The organism is Caballeronia sordidicola, from assembly GCF_001544455.2.
Taxonomy (GTDB): Bacteria; Pseudomonadota; Gammaproteobacteria; order Burkholderiales; family Burkholderiaceae; genus Caballeronia; species Caballeronia sordidicola.
Genome location: NZ_FCOC02000016.1, coordinates 18,351 through 33,723, shown reverse-complemented (window position 1 = coordinate 33,723; position 15,373 = coordinate 18,351). Strand labels below are relative to the sequence as shown.

Annotated in this window: 15 protein-coding genes; 9 read left to right on the top strand and 6 right to left on the bottom strand. The window is 62.4% G+C overall.

Annotated elements, in window-relative coordinates; all coding sequences use genetic code 11:
• Nucleotides 1-8 precede the first annotated feature (8 nt).
• Nucleotides 9-2,255, top strand: coding sequence for a xanthine dehydrogenase family protein molybdopterin-binding subunit (locus AWB64_RS22150; RefSeq protein ID WP_060857586.1), 2,247 nt, complete (start codon nt 9-11; stop codon nt 2,253-2,255).
• A gap of 77 nt (nt 2,256-2,332) precedes the next feature.
• Here the strand turns inward: AWB64_RS22150 and AWB64_RS22145 are convergent, their stop codons facing one another.
• The 4 genes from AWB64_RS22145 to AWB64_RS22130 all read right to left on the bottom strand — a co-directional run bounded on the left by AWB64_RS22145 (nt 2,333) and on the right by AWB64_RS22130 (nt 4,936).
• Complete coding sequence (locus AWB64_RS22145; RefSeq protein WP_208603300.1) at nt 2,333-2,947, bottom strand: OmpW/AlkL family protein; 615 nt, start codon at nt 2,945-2,947, stop codon at nt 2,333-2,335.
• 173 nt (nt 2,948-3,120) lie between these two features.
• Entirely contained in the window at nt 3,121-3,627 is a 507-nt protein-coding gene (locus AWB64_RS22140) for a MarR family winged helix-turn-helix transcriptional regulator (protein WP_082850588.1), read from the bottom strand.
• 64 nt (nt 3,628-3,691) lie between these two features.
• Nucleotides 3,692-4,645: a quinone oxidoreductase family protein gene (locus AWB64_RS22135; RefSeq protein ID WP_060857585.1), complete on the bottom strand. Its 954-nt coding sequence runs from the start codon at nt 4,643-4,645 to the stop codon at nt 3,692-3,694.
• Nucleotides 4,646-4,684: 39 nt separating this feature from the next.
• Nucleotides 4,685-4,936 carry a hypothetical protein gene (locus tag AWB64_RS22130; RefSeq protein ID WP_060857584.1) on the bottom strand — a complete coding sequence of 84 codons (252 nt, stop codon included), beginning with the start codon at nt 4,934-4,936 and terminating at the stop codon, nt 4,685-4,687.
• Nucleotides 4,937-5,032: 96 nt separating this feature from the next.
• On the opposite strand from AWB64_RS22130, the gene AWB64_RS22125 reads away from it, so the two are divergent.
• The gene (locus tag AWB64_RS22125) at nt 5,033-5,833 is read left to right on the top strand and encodes an AraC family transcriptional regulator (protein WP_060857583.1); all 801 of its coding nucleotides are present in this window, start codon (nt 5,033-5,035) and stop codon (nt 5,831-5,833) included.
• A 67-nt stretch (nt 5,834-5,900) separates the two neighbouring features.
• Here AWB64_RS22125 and AWB64_RS22120 read toward each other — a convergent pair whose 3' ends face one another.
• Both AWB64_RS22120 and AWB64_RS22115 read right to left on the bottom strand, forming a co-directional pair.
• Nucleotides 5,901-6,392, bottom strand: coding sequence for a septal ring lytic transglycosylase RlpA family protein (locus AWB64_RS22120; RefSeq protein ID WP_244164151.1), 492 nt, complete (start codon nt 6,390-6,392; stop codon nt 5,901-5,903).
• A 148-nt stretch (nt 6,393-6,540) separates the two neighbouring features.
• Nucleotides 6,541-7,068, bottom strand: coding sequence for a GNAT family N-acetyltransferase (locus AWB64_RS22115; RefSeq protein WP_060857582.1), 528 nt, complete (start codon nt 7,066-7,068; stop codon nt 6,541-6,543).
• Between the two features lie 276 nt (nt 7,069-7,344).
• Here AWB64_RS22115 and AWB64_RS22105 point away from each other — a divergent pair, with 276 nt between their 5' ends.
• From AWB64_RS22105 to AWB64_RS22075, 7 genes are read left to right on the top strand one after another with little or no spacing between them, the layout of a single operon-like run.
• Nucleotides 7,345-8,334 carry a LysR substrate-binding domain-containing protein gene (locus AWB64_RS22105; protein WP_060857580.1) on the top strand — a complete coding sequence of 330 codons (990 nt, stop codon included), beginning with the start codon at nt 7,345-7,347 and terminating at the stop codon, nt 8,332-8,334.
• The gene (locus AWB64_RS22100) at nt 8,331-9,809 is read left to right on the top strand and encodes an NAD(P)-binding domain-containing protein (protein ID WP_060857579.1); all 1,479 of its coding nucleotides are present in this window, start codon (nt 8,331-8,333) and stop codon (nt 9,807-9,809) included. Before AWB64_RS22105 ends, AWB64_RS22100 begins: the two co-directional genes overlap by 4 nt.
• On the top strand, nt 9,806-10,780 hold the full coding sequence (locus AWB64_RS22095) for an ABC transporter permease (RefSeq protein WP_060857578.1): 975 nt from the start codon (nt 9,806-9,808) through the stop codon (nt 10,778-10,780). Before AWB64_RS22100 ends, AWB64_RS22095 begins: the two co-directional genes overlap by 4 nt.
• Nucleotides 10,777-11,706: an ABC transporter permease gene (locus AWB64_RS22090; protein WP_060857577.1), complete on the top strand. Its 930-nt coding sequence runs from the start codon at nt 10,777-10,779 to the stop codon at nt 11,704-11,706. Before AWB64_RS22095 ends, AWB64_RS22090 begins: the two co-directional genes overlap by 4 nt.
• A 5-nt stretch (nt 11,707-11,711) precedes the next feature.
• Complete coding sequence (locus AWB64_RS22085) at nt 11,712-12,740, top strand: ABC transporter ATP-binding protein (RefSeq protein ID WP_060857668.1); 1,029 nt, start codon at nt 11,712-11,714, stop codon at nt 12,738-12,740.
• Nucleotides 12,737-13,750, top strand: coding sequence for an ABC transporter ATP-binding protein (locus AWB64_RS22080; RefSeq protein WP_060857576.1), 1,014 nt, complete (start codon nt 12,737-12,739; stop codon nt 13,748-13,750). The genes AWB64_RS22085 and AWB64_RS22080 overlap by 4 nt, the downstream gene beginning before the upstream one ends.
• A 40-nt stretch (nt 13,751-13,790) precedes the next feature.
• Nucleotides 13,791-15,368 (top strand): ABC transporter substrate-binding protein, encoded by a 1,578-nt coding sequence (locus AWB64_RS22075; protein ID WP_060857575.1) that lies wholly within the window; start codon nt 13,791-13,793, stop codon nt 15,366-15,368.
• Nucleotides 15,369-15,373: the final 5 nt, after the last annotated feature.

Genomic DNA, 15,373 nt, shown 5'->3' with positions numbered 1-15,373 from the left:
AACGCGTCATGCCAAATGCAGGAGCGCCTACCCGAGGTGAACTGCTCGCCCGCAACGGCTGCCTGAGCATTGTCAGGCAGCCGGCGGCGCCGGTAAAACCCGCTCCCGGACAACCGGGCAGCGGGTCTTCCTACGTTCAGGACACGCCGGAAATCTTCGTCGCAGTGCTGGACGATGGACGAATTTTCGCGTTCAACGGTCACGTGGATCTGGGAACGGGCATACGCACGTCGCTCGGGCAGATCGTGGCGGAAGAACTCGACGTGCCCGCCGCGCGCGTGCAGATGATCCTGGGCGATTCGACGGAAGTGCCCAACCAGGGGCCGACGATCGCGAGCGCGACGATCCAGATTTCGGCGGTGCCGCTGCGCTTCGCTGCGGCCCAGGCGCGGCTTGCGCTGATCGGGATCGCGGCACAAACGTGGGGCCTGAGCGCGGACCTGCTCCGCACCGGCGACGGCTGCGTGATCGCGCCGGACAACACCCGGCTCACATTCGGCGCACTGCTTGAAGGGCGCCGCGTGACGCTTGCGCTCGACAACACCGTCGCGGTGAAAGACCCGTCGGCGTATCGCATTGTGGGGCGTTCGGCGCCGCGCGTCGATCTGCCCGCCAAGGCAACTGGCGCGCTCACCTTCGTGCACGACATGCGCGTGCCCGGCATGCTGCACGGGCGCGTGGTGCGGCCGCCGTATGCGGGGCACGATTGCGGCGAGTTCATCGGCAAGATGCTGCTCGACGTGGATCTTGCGTCGGTGGAAGCGTTGCCGGGCGTGCGGGGTGTCGTCGCGATCGGCGATTTTGTTGGCGTAGTCGCCGAGCGCGAGGAGCAGGCCATCCGCGCCGCCCGCGCGCTGCGTGTCACATGGCGCGCGTTGCCTTCGCTGCCCTCTCTGAATGATCCGGCCAGGGCCATATCGAGCGCGCCCGCCAGGCGGCGTTTGCTGCTGGAAGAAGGCGACGTGGAATCGGTCCGAGGTCAGGTCAATACCACTACGCTCGCGCGCACCTACGTCTGGCCGTACCAGATGCATGGGTCCATAGGACCATCGTGCGCGCTGGCGGACTATCGCGATGACCACATCACCGTGTGGTCGGGAACACAGAATCCGCTGAGCTTGCGCTACGACCTGTCGGTTCTCGTGGACCGCGCGGAAAGCGATATCAATATCGTGCGCATGGAAGCCGCCGGATGCTACGGCCGCAATTGCGCCGACGACGTCTCCGGCGACGCGCTGCTGCTTTCCCGCGCGATGCGTTGCCCGGTACGCGTGCAGCTAACGCGTGCCGATGAACATCAATGGGAACCCAAGGGAACGGCGCAAGTGGTGGACGTGACCGGCACGGTGTCGGACATGGGCGAGACGCTGGGTTATGAATTCGCGTCGCGTTATCCGTCCAACGATGCACCGCTGCTCGCGCTGCTGCTCACGGGCGCAACGCCTGCCGAACCTCGCGTTTTCGAAATGGGCGACCGCACGGCGGTTTCGCCCTACACGTTCAAGCATCGGCGCTTCGTGTGCAACGACATGGCGCCGCTCGTGCGCGCGTCGTGGTTCAGGGGGGTATCGGCGCTGCCGAACTCGTTTGCGCACGATGTGTTTATCGATGAACTCGCGTTCGTGACCGGCGTCGATCCGCTCGAATTCAGGCTGCGTCATCTGGAGGACGAACGCGCGCGGGAGTTGCTGGAGGCAGTCGCCACGCGTGCCGGCTGGCAGCGCCGCGTCACGCGCAACGACCCGGACGCGCGCGTGCTGCAAGGACACGGCGTGGCGTACGCGCGTTATGTACACAGCCGCTTTCCGGGTTTTGGCGCGGCGTGGTCGGCGTGGATCGTGGATCTGGAAGTCGACCGTGTGACCGGCGAGATTCGCCTGAAGCGCGTGACCGTTGGACAGGATACCGGCACGGTGGTCAACCCGGATGGCGTGCGCCATCAGATTCACGGCAACGTCATCCAGACGCTCAGCCGTACTCTGAAAGAGCGTGTTCGCTTTACCGATGGTCTTGTCGCGAGCCGCGAATGGGGCAGTTATCCGATCCTGACGTTTCCGGAATTACCCGCTGTCGATGTCGTGCAGATGGAACGTCAAGGCGAACCGCCGCTGGGTTCGGGTGAATCGGCTTCGCTGCCGGGCCCGGCGGCAATCGCCAATGCATTGTTCGATGCCACCGGCGTCAGGTTCCGGGAAGCGCCGTTCACCGCCGACGTGGTGCGCGCGACGCTGCAGGCGGCGATGACGGCGGTTTAGAACACGGCGTTGCAAGGCGCCGCCCTCGTTCCGAGTCCCATGTTCCGTCAACGCCGGCCCGAATTTCCAGCCTCGGACTAGAAGCGCATCCCCACGCCGATACCCACCACCAGCGGATCGATCTTCAGCGAACCGAGCGACGTGTCTCCCGCGGAAGCACTCGTGCGCATCCAGATCTTCTTGATATCGGCATTCACGAACAGATTGCGCGCGACCTGCACGTCAACGCCGGCCTGAAGCGCGGGGCCAAAGCTCGAGTTCTTGATGGAGACCGGCGTATCTCCGGCGTGCAGCCCGTTGTTGTAGAAGAGCGTGTAGTTCAAGCCCGCACCGACATAAGGACGCACCTTGCCCGCGGCATTGAAATAATATTGAAGCAGCAGCGTGGGCGGCAACACGTTCACCCCGCCGAGCGCGCCCGCGTTGGATGTCACCTGGTGGCGTGAGGTCGCGAGAATGAGCTCGACCCCAATACTCGGGCGCACCATATAAACAAAATCAAGTTCAGGGACGATGGCGTTATTGACGCCCGTCCCAATAGCGCCCAGCGTTCCGCCCGCCGAAACATCAGGCTGAATGCTGATCGCCCTGACGCGCGCGAGAATGTCGCCCTGATCCGCATGAACAGACGAACTTGCCGTTGCCAAAACAGCGCAGGCAAATGCGATTGCGATGGATATGTTCTTCTTCAAAATTCACCCCGTTTCTTGGTCCGGCGTCGAATGAAATCGCCATAACAAGATTTTCTATGGAGGTGGATTTTGTCGTTTGATATGGATCAGCGAATGTATTACGGGCTGCGAACTTCGTTGAGCATGTCTATAAAAACCCACAGGCTCGTGCAGACAGCACTCCGGTCTTCCCGCTAATTCTCCTCTGCTCGCGTCATCGCCTTCAGCAAATAGACGATTGCCACACGCTCGGCCGGATTCAGTCCGCCAAATGTCTGCTCGCTGACCTGCTTGGCGAAGGGAATGCTTTGATCGATCAACGCGAGGCCTTCAGGCGTGGTGCGAACGATAAGCTTGCGTCCATCGAGCGGATCAGGCGAGACCACGATCAGCGAGCGCGCCTTGAGCCGCTCGACCACGCCGCGGATGGTCGCCTGGTCGATTGCGGTCGCCTTCACAATATCGTTGAGCGAGCAGGATTGCTGTTCCTTCACCGCGCACAACGTCACGAACTGCGCGGCGGTCAGGTCCGAATCTGGAATGGCCGCCTGGAAAATGGCGACGTGGCGCTGATACGCGCGCCGCAGCAGATGGCCGATCTGCTCGGAGAAGTGATACTCGTCAACGCCGGGAATGGTCGGCGAAGCGGGAACGGCTGCATCGGCGCGAACAACCGGAGCGGAAAGGAATTTTTTAGCCATACGGCAATTGTAGCGTACACATTATACCTCCGGCGATGTACCCCGCAGCGATCAATCGTCGCGGTCAAGGTATGAAAACCGTGCGGCGCAAGCTGTCCGCGTTGTCCCAATGCGCGCCGAGATCCGCCAGAGGCACGGCATGGGTCGCGATCTGCAATCCAGCGGGTGCGGCTGCCTCGAATACGCCCAGCATGGCATTTAGAAGACGCGGCAGCGGGACGCTGCCAATTCCGCTGCCGAGCAGGGTGATCGCCGCCGCGCGCAGGACGGCGGACGGCAACGGGATCTCCGCGCCGCCAATCGAACCGATCTGGATGAAGCGCACTGGATGATCGTCAGGCGAGGCCTTCGCCGCCGCAATCAACAGCGACCGGGCGGTCGCGCCCCACAAGTAATCCAGCACGACATCCACGCCTTCGCGAAACTGCGATTCGAATGCTCCGTTCAGCGCGCCCTCGTCCTGCGCCAGTGAAATCGTCACATCCGCGCCGGCCGACTTCAACGATGCCAGCGCATCCGTGCGCCGGCCCGTAGCGATGATCTTCCGCGCGCCAAGCCACTTCGCGACCTGCACGGCGAGGCGGCCGGAACTGCCCGTTGCACCGTTCACGAGCACGGTTTCTCCCTTCACGAATCTAGCCCGTTCCACCAGCGCCGCCCAGGACGACATGCCCGGAATCGCAATCGCCGCGGCCGTGACGTCATCTATTGCATCGGGCAAGAGAACGCAATTCGCTTCCGGCGCGATGCTGTATTCGGCCATCGAACCGAACGGGTCTTGCGGCTTGAAGAAATAAACGCGGCGCCCGTCTTCCAGACGCCCGGTGCCATCGACGCCCGCAACAAACGGAAATTTCCCCACCGACGAATAGTGCGACCCCGATGCCTTGGACCGCGTGACGTGACTGAGCGCGGACGCGGTGACTTCAATCAGCCGATGACCCGCTATGGGAACAGGTTTATCGAAATCGGCGTAAGCGGGACCAGTTCCTGGCGCTTTGACGACTGCAGCTTTCATGGCGTTTCCCTCGATGTGTGAGTTTGACTGATGCGCAGGTCAATGTGCATCGACCCAATTGCGCAGCGCGGTATCGCGAATGTCCAGTACATCGAACAATCCGACGGCGCGCAGCGCGGGCAATGCTTCGAGCATGTCGGTCTCGGCTTCGGCGCGGGCGCTTGCGGATGTTTCGGAATTTGTCCAGACACGCGCATTCGCGAGAAATGCCGCGACGGTGCCTTTGCGGATCGTCGTACCGCCAATGTCGGCTTGATTGATGTGGTCAGGAAGGATGTCTTCGGCTCGCATTGTGATTGCCTCCGGTGCAGTAGGAATGAAGCCAGTTTAGGCGTGCGAAAGCGGCCAGTCTCCGGTATAAATGCCAATCGATACCGCATTTCAGCCATGACATCCTATTTGATCCGACCGGACCTCGTGACCTCGCCCGACGGTCCGTTCCTTGCCGCGGCCGAACTGACGCAGGCCGAGGCGCGCGAGACGCCGCCGCACAGCCACGCGCGCGGACAACTCATGGGCGCGTTGAGCGGACTGATGTCGGTCGGGCTCGACAATCAGAACTGGGTCGTCCCCGCCGTCCATGCAATCTGGATTCCGCCGCATTGCGTTCATTCAGTGCGCTCGTACGGGCCGTTTTCCGGCTGGAGCGTTTTTATCACCGAGCCGCGATGCGCGAACTTGCCGGGCGCGCCCCGTGCAATCAGGACCACGGCGTTGCTGCGCGAAGCCGTGAGACGTGCCGCGACGTGGCCGGGCGCCGAACTCGATCAGACGCAGGCGCGCATCGCGGAAGTGGTCATCGACGAACTGCGGGCATCGAAAGAAGAATCGCTGGCGCTGCCGCGCCCTGAAGATCCGCGGCTCATCCGGATCACGGACGCGCTGGCGGCTGATCTGTCGGATAACCGCCGTCTCGAGGAATGGGCGGCGTGGGCGGGTCTCGCACCGCGCACGCTGAGCCGCCGTTTTTTGGCGGAGACCGGCTTGAGCTTCGCGCAATGGCGTCAGCAAGCGCGCGTGCTTCGCGCACTGGAACTCGTGGCGGACGGGGTCGCGGTGACCACAATCGCGCTTGAACTCGGCTACGAGAATGTCAGCGCGTTTATCGATATGTTTCGCCGGGCGCTGGGGACAACGCCGGGGCGGTATCTGGCGGCGGAAGAAACGAACGATAATGCGGGCGCTTGAACTGTCCGCTTGTTGCAAGTCGGTTGCGCCCGTTCAATGCCTCACAAAGCCGGTGGCGTGGCGCATTCTATTGTTGGGTTTGCGCGGCGCCGGCACCCGGCTTCACGCTGCCATCGGCTTGCGGGACTTCCACGGGCTTGACTTCGACTGGCGCGGTGCCGTTCTCTTTCAACCCGAGCTTGTCAGCGGTCTTGGGCGATACGTCGACTATCCGATCCTTCACATAAGGGCCGCGATCCCTGATTTCGACCACTTCGTTCTTGCCGTTTTCCAGATTCGTTACGCGGGCCTTCGTGCCAAGCGGCAGCGTTTTGCTGGCAGCGGAATTCGTTTGCGGATTCATGGGCGTTCCGTCAGCCATCTTTTTCGAATAAAACTTCTGGCCGTAGTACGAGGCTTCGCCTTTGCGGGCTTTCCCGGTGCGATCAAGACTGTGATGGCGGCTTGCCTTTGCGCCTGGCTGGCTGGCAGCGGTCGATACCGGCGGTTGCGCGTGAAGCGCCGTGCTCAGGCAACATGACATGACCAGAAGCACCAGCCTTCCAAGAACATCGTTCATTTGCCAAGTCCTCGTCCGCGCGTCAAAACGGCATTGAAATAGCCCTATCGTGGATCCACGGCTTTGAGAAGACTGGCACGCCGGCGCACGATGTCTGTACGGTATCGCACCGAGTTAAACGCGCGCGAGAAGGCGACTGCCAAATGCATCAAACATGCTTGTAGTAAAACGTCGTCGCGCAGAACGTGCCATGCGGCATCAACGCGCATTTCGGCACAACGCCCACACGTTGCCACCCTGCCTTTTCATACAGACGCTCGGCATCTCCACCTGTCACGGTATCGAGCACAAGCACGCTCTTGCCTTCCGCTCGCGCGGTGTCTTCGGCGGCTTTCATCAGCCGTTGCGCAATACCCCTGCGTCGAGCGTCGCGACGCACCAGCATCTTGGCAACATCAGCACGATGCGGCTGGTTCTCAGGTTGCGCCAGGACCAATTGCACCGTGCCAACAACATGGCCGCCGCTATCTTCCGCGACCAGCAACGCACGTTCGCCGCAGACAACTCCTTGCGCCACGGCGCGCCAGAACGCCAGTGCTTTCTCGCGCGACAGCGGTAACATGAAACTGACCGAGGCACCGCCCTCGACGCAATCAATCAATACATCGGCCAGGCTTTCCACGTAGGACGCAGCTTCATTTGAGCCGATGCGACGTACGTTTATGTCGTTGCTCATGCTTTTCTCCGGGCATGAATAAAGGGATCGATCCAGGCTTGCATCTTAGCCGTTACCGGGTCTCTTCTATGTCGGGCGAGCATCTTTCAATGCTCGCCGATAATCGAACGGGACGTAGTCATAGCCTTGGATGCGCGGTCGGCTTTCGTCCAACGAATGCCTGCAACCATTATTCGCCCGGCTGTTCTATCAATATAATTTTTGATCATTTGCATTTCGCATGCTTGCACCGCAAGAATGCAATTTCTGCATTCATCGATATCGATCTGCCGGCTCATGGAAATTCGCCAACTCGAAGCGTTTGCCGCCGTCATGTCCGCCGGAAGCGTCACTGCTGCCGGGCGTCTGCTTGGACGCTCGCAGCCGGCAGTGTCGCGCTCCATCCAGGAACTCGAAGCGGAGATCGGTTATCCGCTGTTCCAGCGTTTTGGCCCGCGCGTGGCGCCTACGCGCGAAGCGTCCGAGCTTTATCAGGACGTCGAACGCACGCTGGCAAGCCTGCGTCAGGTCAAGTCGCGCGCGGCGCAGATCGCGCTGAACGCGCCGCCGCCGCTGACCATTGCCGCAACCTCCGCGCTCGCAGCGGGTCTCGTGCCCCATGCGTTGGCGCGGCTCAGCCAGACGCATGCAATCGAATCCGTGCACTTGCGCAGCGCCGCACCGGAACAGGTGGTCGATGCAGTCCTGAACGGCATGGTCGACATGGGTGTGTCAAGCCTGCCGCTGGAACATCGCGGCGTGCTCGTGCATTGGATCGGCGAATCGGCGTGCGTGGCCGCCGTGCGCGCCGACGATCCGTTGGCAAGATCGAAGCGAATTGCGTTGAGCGACTTTGGCGGCCGTCGCCTTGTGACAATGCAGAACCCCTACCGGCTGCGGCCGCGTCTGGATGCCGCGTTCGCACAGGCAGGCGTGCGCACCGCGGGTGTGATCGAAACAAATTCGTCGCTGAACGCGCTCGGCGCCGTGCGCGCGGGGCTTGGGCTTGCTGTGCTCGAACCCGTGACGGCGCGCGGGCTGCCCGTGGAAGGGGTCGTGCTGCGCCCGCTCGATATCCGCATCCCGTTCCTGTTCGGCGTCATCACGCCCGAATTCCGGCCGCCGGGAGCGGCGACTCTGGCCGCGGCCGAGGCGCTCATGCACGCCGCCGCCGAGATCCTGCCCGACTTCGTTCTGCACGATGCCAGCCAGCACGGCGCGATCCTCCAGACGCTGTATGGCGAAGCCGACGAGACCCTTAATCCCACCGAAGAGCACGCGACGTGAGCCTCGATACCCTCGCTTCATCGACTCAGATCAAAGGGCTCGCTGCGCTCGAACTGCGGCTTGCCGAGGACTTGTCCCTGCTCGAACTACCCGCGCGCGAATGGGTGATGAGCAGGACGCATGACGGCCAGGACGTGCTGGAGGTTGCGGTGATCGGCGGCGGCATGGCGGGGCTGGCGGCATCGGCGGCGCTCAAGTTGCTTGGCGTGCGGGCGTGCATTTTCGACCGCTCGCCGCAAGGGCTCGAAGGCCCGTGGGCCACGACCGCACGCATGGAAACGCTACGCTCACCGAAGCAATTGACGGGGCCGGCGCTCGGATTGCCGGCGCTTACTTTTCGCGCATGGTTCGAAGCGCAGTTCGGCGCCGACGAATGGCAAGCCCTCGATAAGATCGACCGCTTGCAATGGATGGCGTATCTGGTCTGGTATCGCCGGGTGTTGGCGCTCGATGTCCGCAACGAACATAGCATTGAAGCCGTGACGCCGCGCGCGGACGGCCTTGTCATGCTGAGTGTGCGGACGCAGGAGCAGCGCTTCAATGTCTTTGCGCGCCGCGTCGTGCTCGCGACCGGGCGCGATGGTTTGGGCGGACCGGCGTTGCCAGGTTTTATCGACGGATTGCCGCGCGCGCGTTGGGCGCATTCCTCGGATACGCTCGATTTCAGCACGCTCGCGAACAAGCGCGTGGCCGTGGTGGGCGGCGGATCTTCCGCCATGGACGGCGCGGCGACCGCGCTCGAAGCGGGTGCCAAAAGCGTTGACCTGCTGATCAGGCGTAACGATCTGCCGCGCGTGAACAAGGGCAAGGGCGCAGGCAATCCGGGCCTCACACATGGCCATCAAACACTCCCCGACGAATGGAAATGGAAGATCCGCCATTACATCAATACCGTGCAGGTGCCGCCGCCGCGCGGCAGTACGTTGCGGGTATCGCGTCATCATCCGAAGGTGCGGTTCAATCTCGGATGCCCGGTCCTCTCCGTGGAAAACACGGACGATGGTCTCGCTATTCATACGCCGAAGGGAACGTTCGCGGCCGACTTCCTGATCGTCTCCACAGGCTTCAAGGTCGACTGGAGCGCGCGTCCGGAGTTCGCCGCGTTTGCGCCTTTCATCCGTACGTGGGCCGACCGGTACGCGCCACCATCCGGCGACGAAGACGCGGAATTGTCGGACTCGCCCGATGTTGGCCCCGCGTTTGAATTCCTCGAAAAAACGCCGGGGGATTGCCCGGGTTTGTCGAACATCCATTGCTTCTGCTATCCGGCAACGCTCTCGCACGGCGCGGTCTCCGGCGACATTCCCGCCATCAGCACGGGCGCAAAACGCCTCGCGCAAGGTATTGCGGGTTCGCTGTATCGGGAAGACGTGGAGCAGCATTACGCAGCACTCGAAGCGTATGCCGAGCCCGAGCTATATGGCGATGAATTCACGCCCGCCGACGCACCGCCCCAGTATGCGGAGGACCAGTGACCGGCTGGCTCGTTCGCCGCGTCGCGCAGGCGGCGTTCGTGGTGCTACTGATGACGCTGATCGTGTTCGTTGGCTTGCATGCGATAGGCAATCCAGTCGACATCCTCATTGGGCAGGATGTGGATCAGGTCGACCGGGCGCGCATTATCGCGCAACTGGGACTCAATCAGCCGCTCTGGAAGCAATACCTTGCTTTCCTCGCAAGCGCCACGCATGGCGATCTCGGCAACAGTTTCGTTTATAACGAACCCGCGATCCGCCTGATCCTGCAACGGCTTCCGGCCACGCTCGAACTGGCGGTGTCCGCGCTGTTGCTGGCGCTTTTCATCGGCATTCCGCTCGGGCTTTTTGCAGGCCTGCATCCGCGCAATCCGCTTTCGAAAGTGCTGATGACGGGCAGCATCGTCGGCTTCTCTCTGCCTACGTTCTGGGTCGGTCTCATGCTGATCATGCTCTTCAGCGTCAAGCTCGGCTGGCTGCCCGCAAGCGGTCGTGGCGCGACCGCAAACCTGTTCGGCGTGCAGTGGTCATGGCTGACCATCGACGGTCTGCGCCATCTGATCTTGCCCGCGCTGAATCTCTCGCTTTTCAAGGTCTCGCTCGTGTTGCGCCTGACGAGTGCCGGCGTGCGCGAAGTCATGCCGATGGAACACGTTCGCTTCGCGCGCGCCAAGGGCTTGTCGCCCATGCGCGTGGTGCTCGTGCATATCCTGCGCAACACGCTCATTCCGCTTGTCACGGTGATTGGACTGGAGTTTGGTTCGACCATTGCATTCGCGGTCGTGACCGAGACGGTGTTCTCGTGGCCGGGCGCGGGCAAGCTGATTCTCGACAGCATCAATGCGCTCGACCGGCCGGTGATTCTTTCGTATCTGATCGTGGTCGTGTGCATGTTCGTCACGCTGAACCTGCTGGTCGATATTCTCTACAAGTTTCTCGATCCGCGCGTGCGGCTGGAGGGCGCGCGATGAGCACAACGCCTCTCGCGCCCGACACGCCGGCTCGTGCGACGCCCGAGCGCCGGCGTTCGCCGTGGCGCCAGCTTGCGGCGGATTTCGGGCGCTCGCCGGTGGCGCTCGCGGCGTTGATCGTCGCGATCCTGCTCGTGCTCGCGGCGATTTTCGCGCCGTTCATCGCGCCGCAAAATCCCTACGACCTGCTGCAACTCGATGTCCTCGATGCGCGCCTGCCGCCCGGTTCCATGAACAGCGCCGGAACGCATGCGTACTGGCTTGGCACCGACGGCCAGGGACGCGATCTCTATTCGGCGATGCTCTATGGCTTGCGCCTGAGCTTGTCGGTGGGCCTCGGGTCGGCGGTCATTGCAGGCGTGGTCGGCACGGTGTTCGGATTGATCGCGGCTTACGCGGGCGGGAAAATCGACAGCCTCATCATGCGGCTTGTCGACTTGCTGCTCGCCTTCCCGTCCATCCTCGTTGCAATGATGCTGCTCGCGTTCCTTGGCAAGAGCGTGACGAACGTCGTACTGACTTTGGTATTGATCGAGTGGGCGTATTACGCGCGGACTGCGCGGGCGCAAGCGCTCGTCGAAGCGCGGCGCGAATATGTGGAAGCGGCGCGCAGCCTCGCGATTCCAAACTGGCGCATCGTGCTGGTTCACATGCTGCCCAATTGCCTGCCGCCGCTGATCGTGGTCGGCACGCTGCAAGTCGCGCGCGCGATCACGCTTGAAGCAACGCTGTCCTTTCTCGGACTCGGCGTGCCGATCACCGAACCATCGCTCGGGCTGCTCATTGCCAATGGCTACCAGACCATGCTCTCCGGCGAATACTGGACCAGCGTTTATCCGGGACTCGCACTGCTCGCGATTCTCGTATCCATCAACATGGTGGGCGACCGGTTGCGCGAGTTGCTCAATCCGAGGTTCGTGAAATGAGCGGCATGCCCATTCATACCTCCGATACCACGCTCGAAGTCCGCGGTCTTAAAACACGCTTCCTCACGCGCGAAGGAGAGTTGCCGGCGGTCGAAGACGTATCGCTCACGCTTGGCCGCGCGCGTGTGTTGGGCCTTGTCGGCGAGTCGGGGTCGGGGAAATCGGTGACGGGATTCTCGGTCATGGGACTTGTCGATGCACCCGGCCGCGTGGTCGGCGGCGAAATCCTGTTCAAGGGCAAGAACCTCGTCGGCCTGCCCGAAGCCGAGATGCGGCGCTTGCGCGGCAGCCGTATTGCGATGGTGTTCCAGGACCCGATGTCCACGCTCAACCCCGTGCAACGCGTGGATGCGCAGATGATCGAGGCCGTGCGCGCGCATCGGGATGTAAGCCGGCGCGCCGCGCGCGAGCAGGCAAGCGAAGCACTGGCCGCAATGGGCATCGCGAGTCCCGGCGAGCGCCTGCGTGCCTATCCGCATCAATTGTCGGGCGGCATGCGCCAGCGCGTGGCGATCGCGATTGCGATGTTGCATCAACCCGATCTCATCATTGCCGATGAACCCACGACCGCGCTCGACGTCACCATCCAGGCGCAGATCCTGTCCGAAGTGCAAAGGATGGTGAGGACGCAAGGCACGTCGCTGATCTGGATCACGCACGACCTGTCCGTGGTCGCGGGTCTCGCCGATGACATCGCCGTCATGTATGCGGGCAGGATCGTCGAGCAAGGCACAGTCGATGCCGTGCTCGATCACCCGCAGCATCCCTACACGGCGGGTCTGATCGATAGTTTGCCGAGCCTGAATACACGTCACCGGCGGCTCACGCAAATAGCGGGCATCACGCCTGACTTGCGCTCGCTGCCGCCAGGCTGCGCGTTCGCGCCGCGCTGCACGCGCGCGAGCGCTGTGTGCGTGACGCCGCCCGCCCTTGGTCCGTCGCCCGCGGCAAAAGCGTCCGACCATGGCACGCATCTCGTGCGCTGCTTCCATCCGGGCCGTCAGGCCGACGTGCGCAAGGAGACGACGGCATGAGCCAAATCAATACGCGCGCGCTCGTGGAACTGCGCGGCGTCAGCCAGCGCTTCGGCGAACGAAACGACAACGCCGCTGCGCGCTGGCTGCGGGAACGAAAGCTCCTTGCGCCGCATGCGGTCACACGCGCGGTCGATCACGTAGACCTCGCGATACAACCTGGCGAAGTAGTCGGACTCGTCGGCGAATCGGGTTGCGGAAAATCGACGCTCGGCCGCATGGTTTCGGGTCTTATCGCGCCGACAGAAGGCGACGTGTTGGTCGACGGCGAGAATCGCGAAACGATGTCGCCCGACGCGCTGCGCGCCGCCCGGCTCGCCATCCAGATGATCTTCCAGGATCCCTATTCGAGCCTGAATCCACGGCGACGCGTGCGGGATATTGTCGGTGAGGCGCCGCTTGTTCACGGCATGACCAATCGCGCCGATCTCGACGCGTATGTGGCCGCACAATTAAAGCGCGCGGGTCTCGATCCGGCACTCGCCGACAGATATCCGCATGAGTTCAGCGGCGGTCAACGGCAGCGCATTGGCATAGCACGGGCGCTTGCTGTCAATCCGTCCATGCTCGTCTGCGATGAAGCGGTCGCCGCGCTGGATGTATCGATTCAGGCGCAGATACTCAACCTCTTCATGGATCTGCGCGAGCAACTCAACCTGACCTACCTGTTCATCAGCCACGACCTGGGCGTGGTCGAACAGTTGTCGGATCGCGTGGTGATCATGTATCTCGGGCGCGTGGTCGAAAGCGCACCAGTGGAAGAGATATTCCGGCATCCGAACCATCCATACACGCAGACCTTGCTCGCGGAAATCCCACGTTTGGATGCACGCAAGAGGCGCTTCACCGCCATTCGCGGCGAGATGCCGAGTCCGCTCGCGCCGCCATCGGGCTGTCATTTTCATCCGCGATGTCCGCACGCAATGCCGCGTTGCAGGACAGAAGTTCCGGCCTTGCGCGGTATCGCCGTGGAACATATCAGCGCCTGTCATTTGAACGACACGCATTGAATCTTCAATCCAGAACACACTTATAAAAAGGAATTGCATCGTGAACCGCTTGATCCTTTCCACGCTGAGCGTCGCACTTGCCGGCGCGGCGCTGTTCAGTTCGGCTACATCTGCGCAGACGCTCAACATTGCGTTCGCCGACCCGCTCTCATCGCTTGATCCGCAGTTGAACAACTATGCCGGCGACCGTTCCGTGGACCTGCATTTCTGGGACTTGCTGGTGGAGAATCACGACAACACGCTCGCGCCCGGTCTTGCAACAAGCTGGAAGGCAACGGGCAACGACACATGGGAATTCAAGCTGCGCCATGACGTAAAGTGGCAGGACGGTACCCCTTTTACCGCCGATGACGTAATCTATTCTTACCAGCGCGCCCGCAATGTCCCGGGCACCATTGCGACCTTCGCGGGCTACCTGCGTACCATCGCTTCGGTGAGCGCACCCGATCCGTACACGCTCGTCATCAAGACCAGCACGCCGACGCCGGACCTGCCGCTCAACCTGACATCGGTGCACATCATCAGTAAGCATGTGGGCGAGAAGTCATCGAGTGAAGACTACAACGCCGGCCGTGCAATGGTGGGCTCGGGACCGTACAAGTTCGTCTCATACACGCCGGGCGACCGCGTGGTGATGAAGCGCAACGACGCCTACTGGGGCGCGAAGCCGATCTGGGACACGGTGAACTATCGCTATGTCAGCAATGCGGCGGCCCGCACGGCGGCGCTGCTCTCAGGCGACGTGGACATGATCGACAAGGTCTCCGTTTCCGACTTGCCGCGCCTGAAACAGTCGCCGAAGGTCTCGGTCTATGCCTACCCAGGCTTGCGTGTGTTGCTGCTTCAGCCGAGCTTCCGCGAAGGCCCGAGCCCCTATATCACCGATAACGCCGGCAAGCCCCTGCCGAAAAATCCGCTGCTCGATGTGCGCGTGCGCCGCGCGTTGTCCCTGGCGATCAACCGTCCCGCGATCACCGACCGCATCTTGCAGGGCGCGGCGACGGTCGCAAATCAGTGGATGCCGGCAAAGACCTTCGGTTATGACCCCGAGGTCAAGGACATTCCGAACGATCCCGCGCAGGCGAAGAAACTGCTGGCCGAAGCAGGTTTTCCCGACGGCTTCCAGTTGACCTTGAGCGTGCCGAACGACCGCTATCCGCAAGCGCCGGAAACCGCGCAGGCGGTCGCGCAATTCTGGGCGCGCATTGGCGTGAAGACGAAGGTCGAGGTCATGCCGTGGGCCAGCTACGCGAGCCGCGCGAACAAGAACGAATTCGCCATGAGCATGATTGCGTGGGGCAACGGCACGGGCGAAGCGAGTTATGCGCTCGTGAACATACTCGGCACTGTCGATACGAAGAAGGGCATTGGTTCATCGAACTGGGGGCGTTATAGCAGCCCGGCTGTCGATCACGCGCTCGATGCCGCCACCGCCGAGTTCGACGCGGCCAAGCGCGAAGCCATCCTGCGCGGCTCGGTGAAAGTGGTGAGCGACGACGTGGGCATCATTCCGCTGTTCCACTACGAGAACATCTGGGCCGCGAAGAAAGGGCTGAAGGTGACGCCGGCCGTCAGCGACCGGACAACCGCAATGATGGTCACGCGCAGTGGCAATTGAGGCGG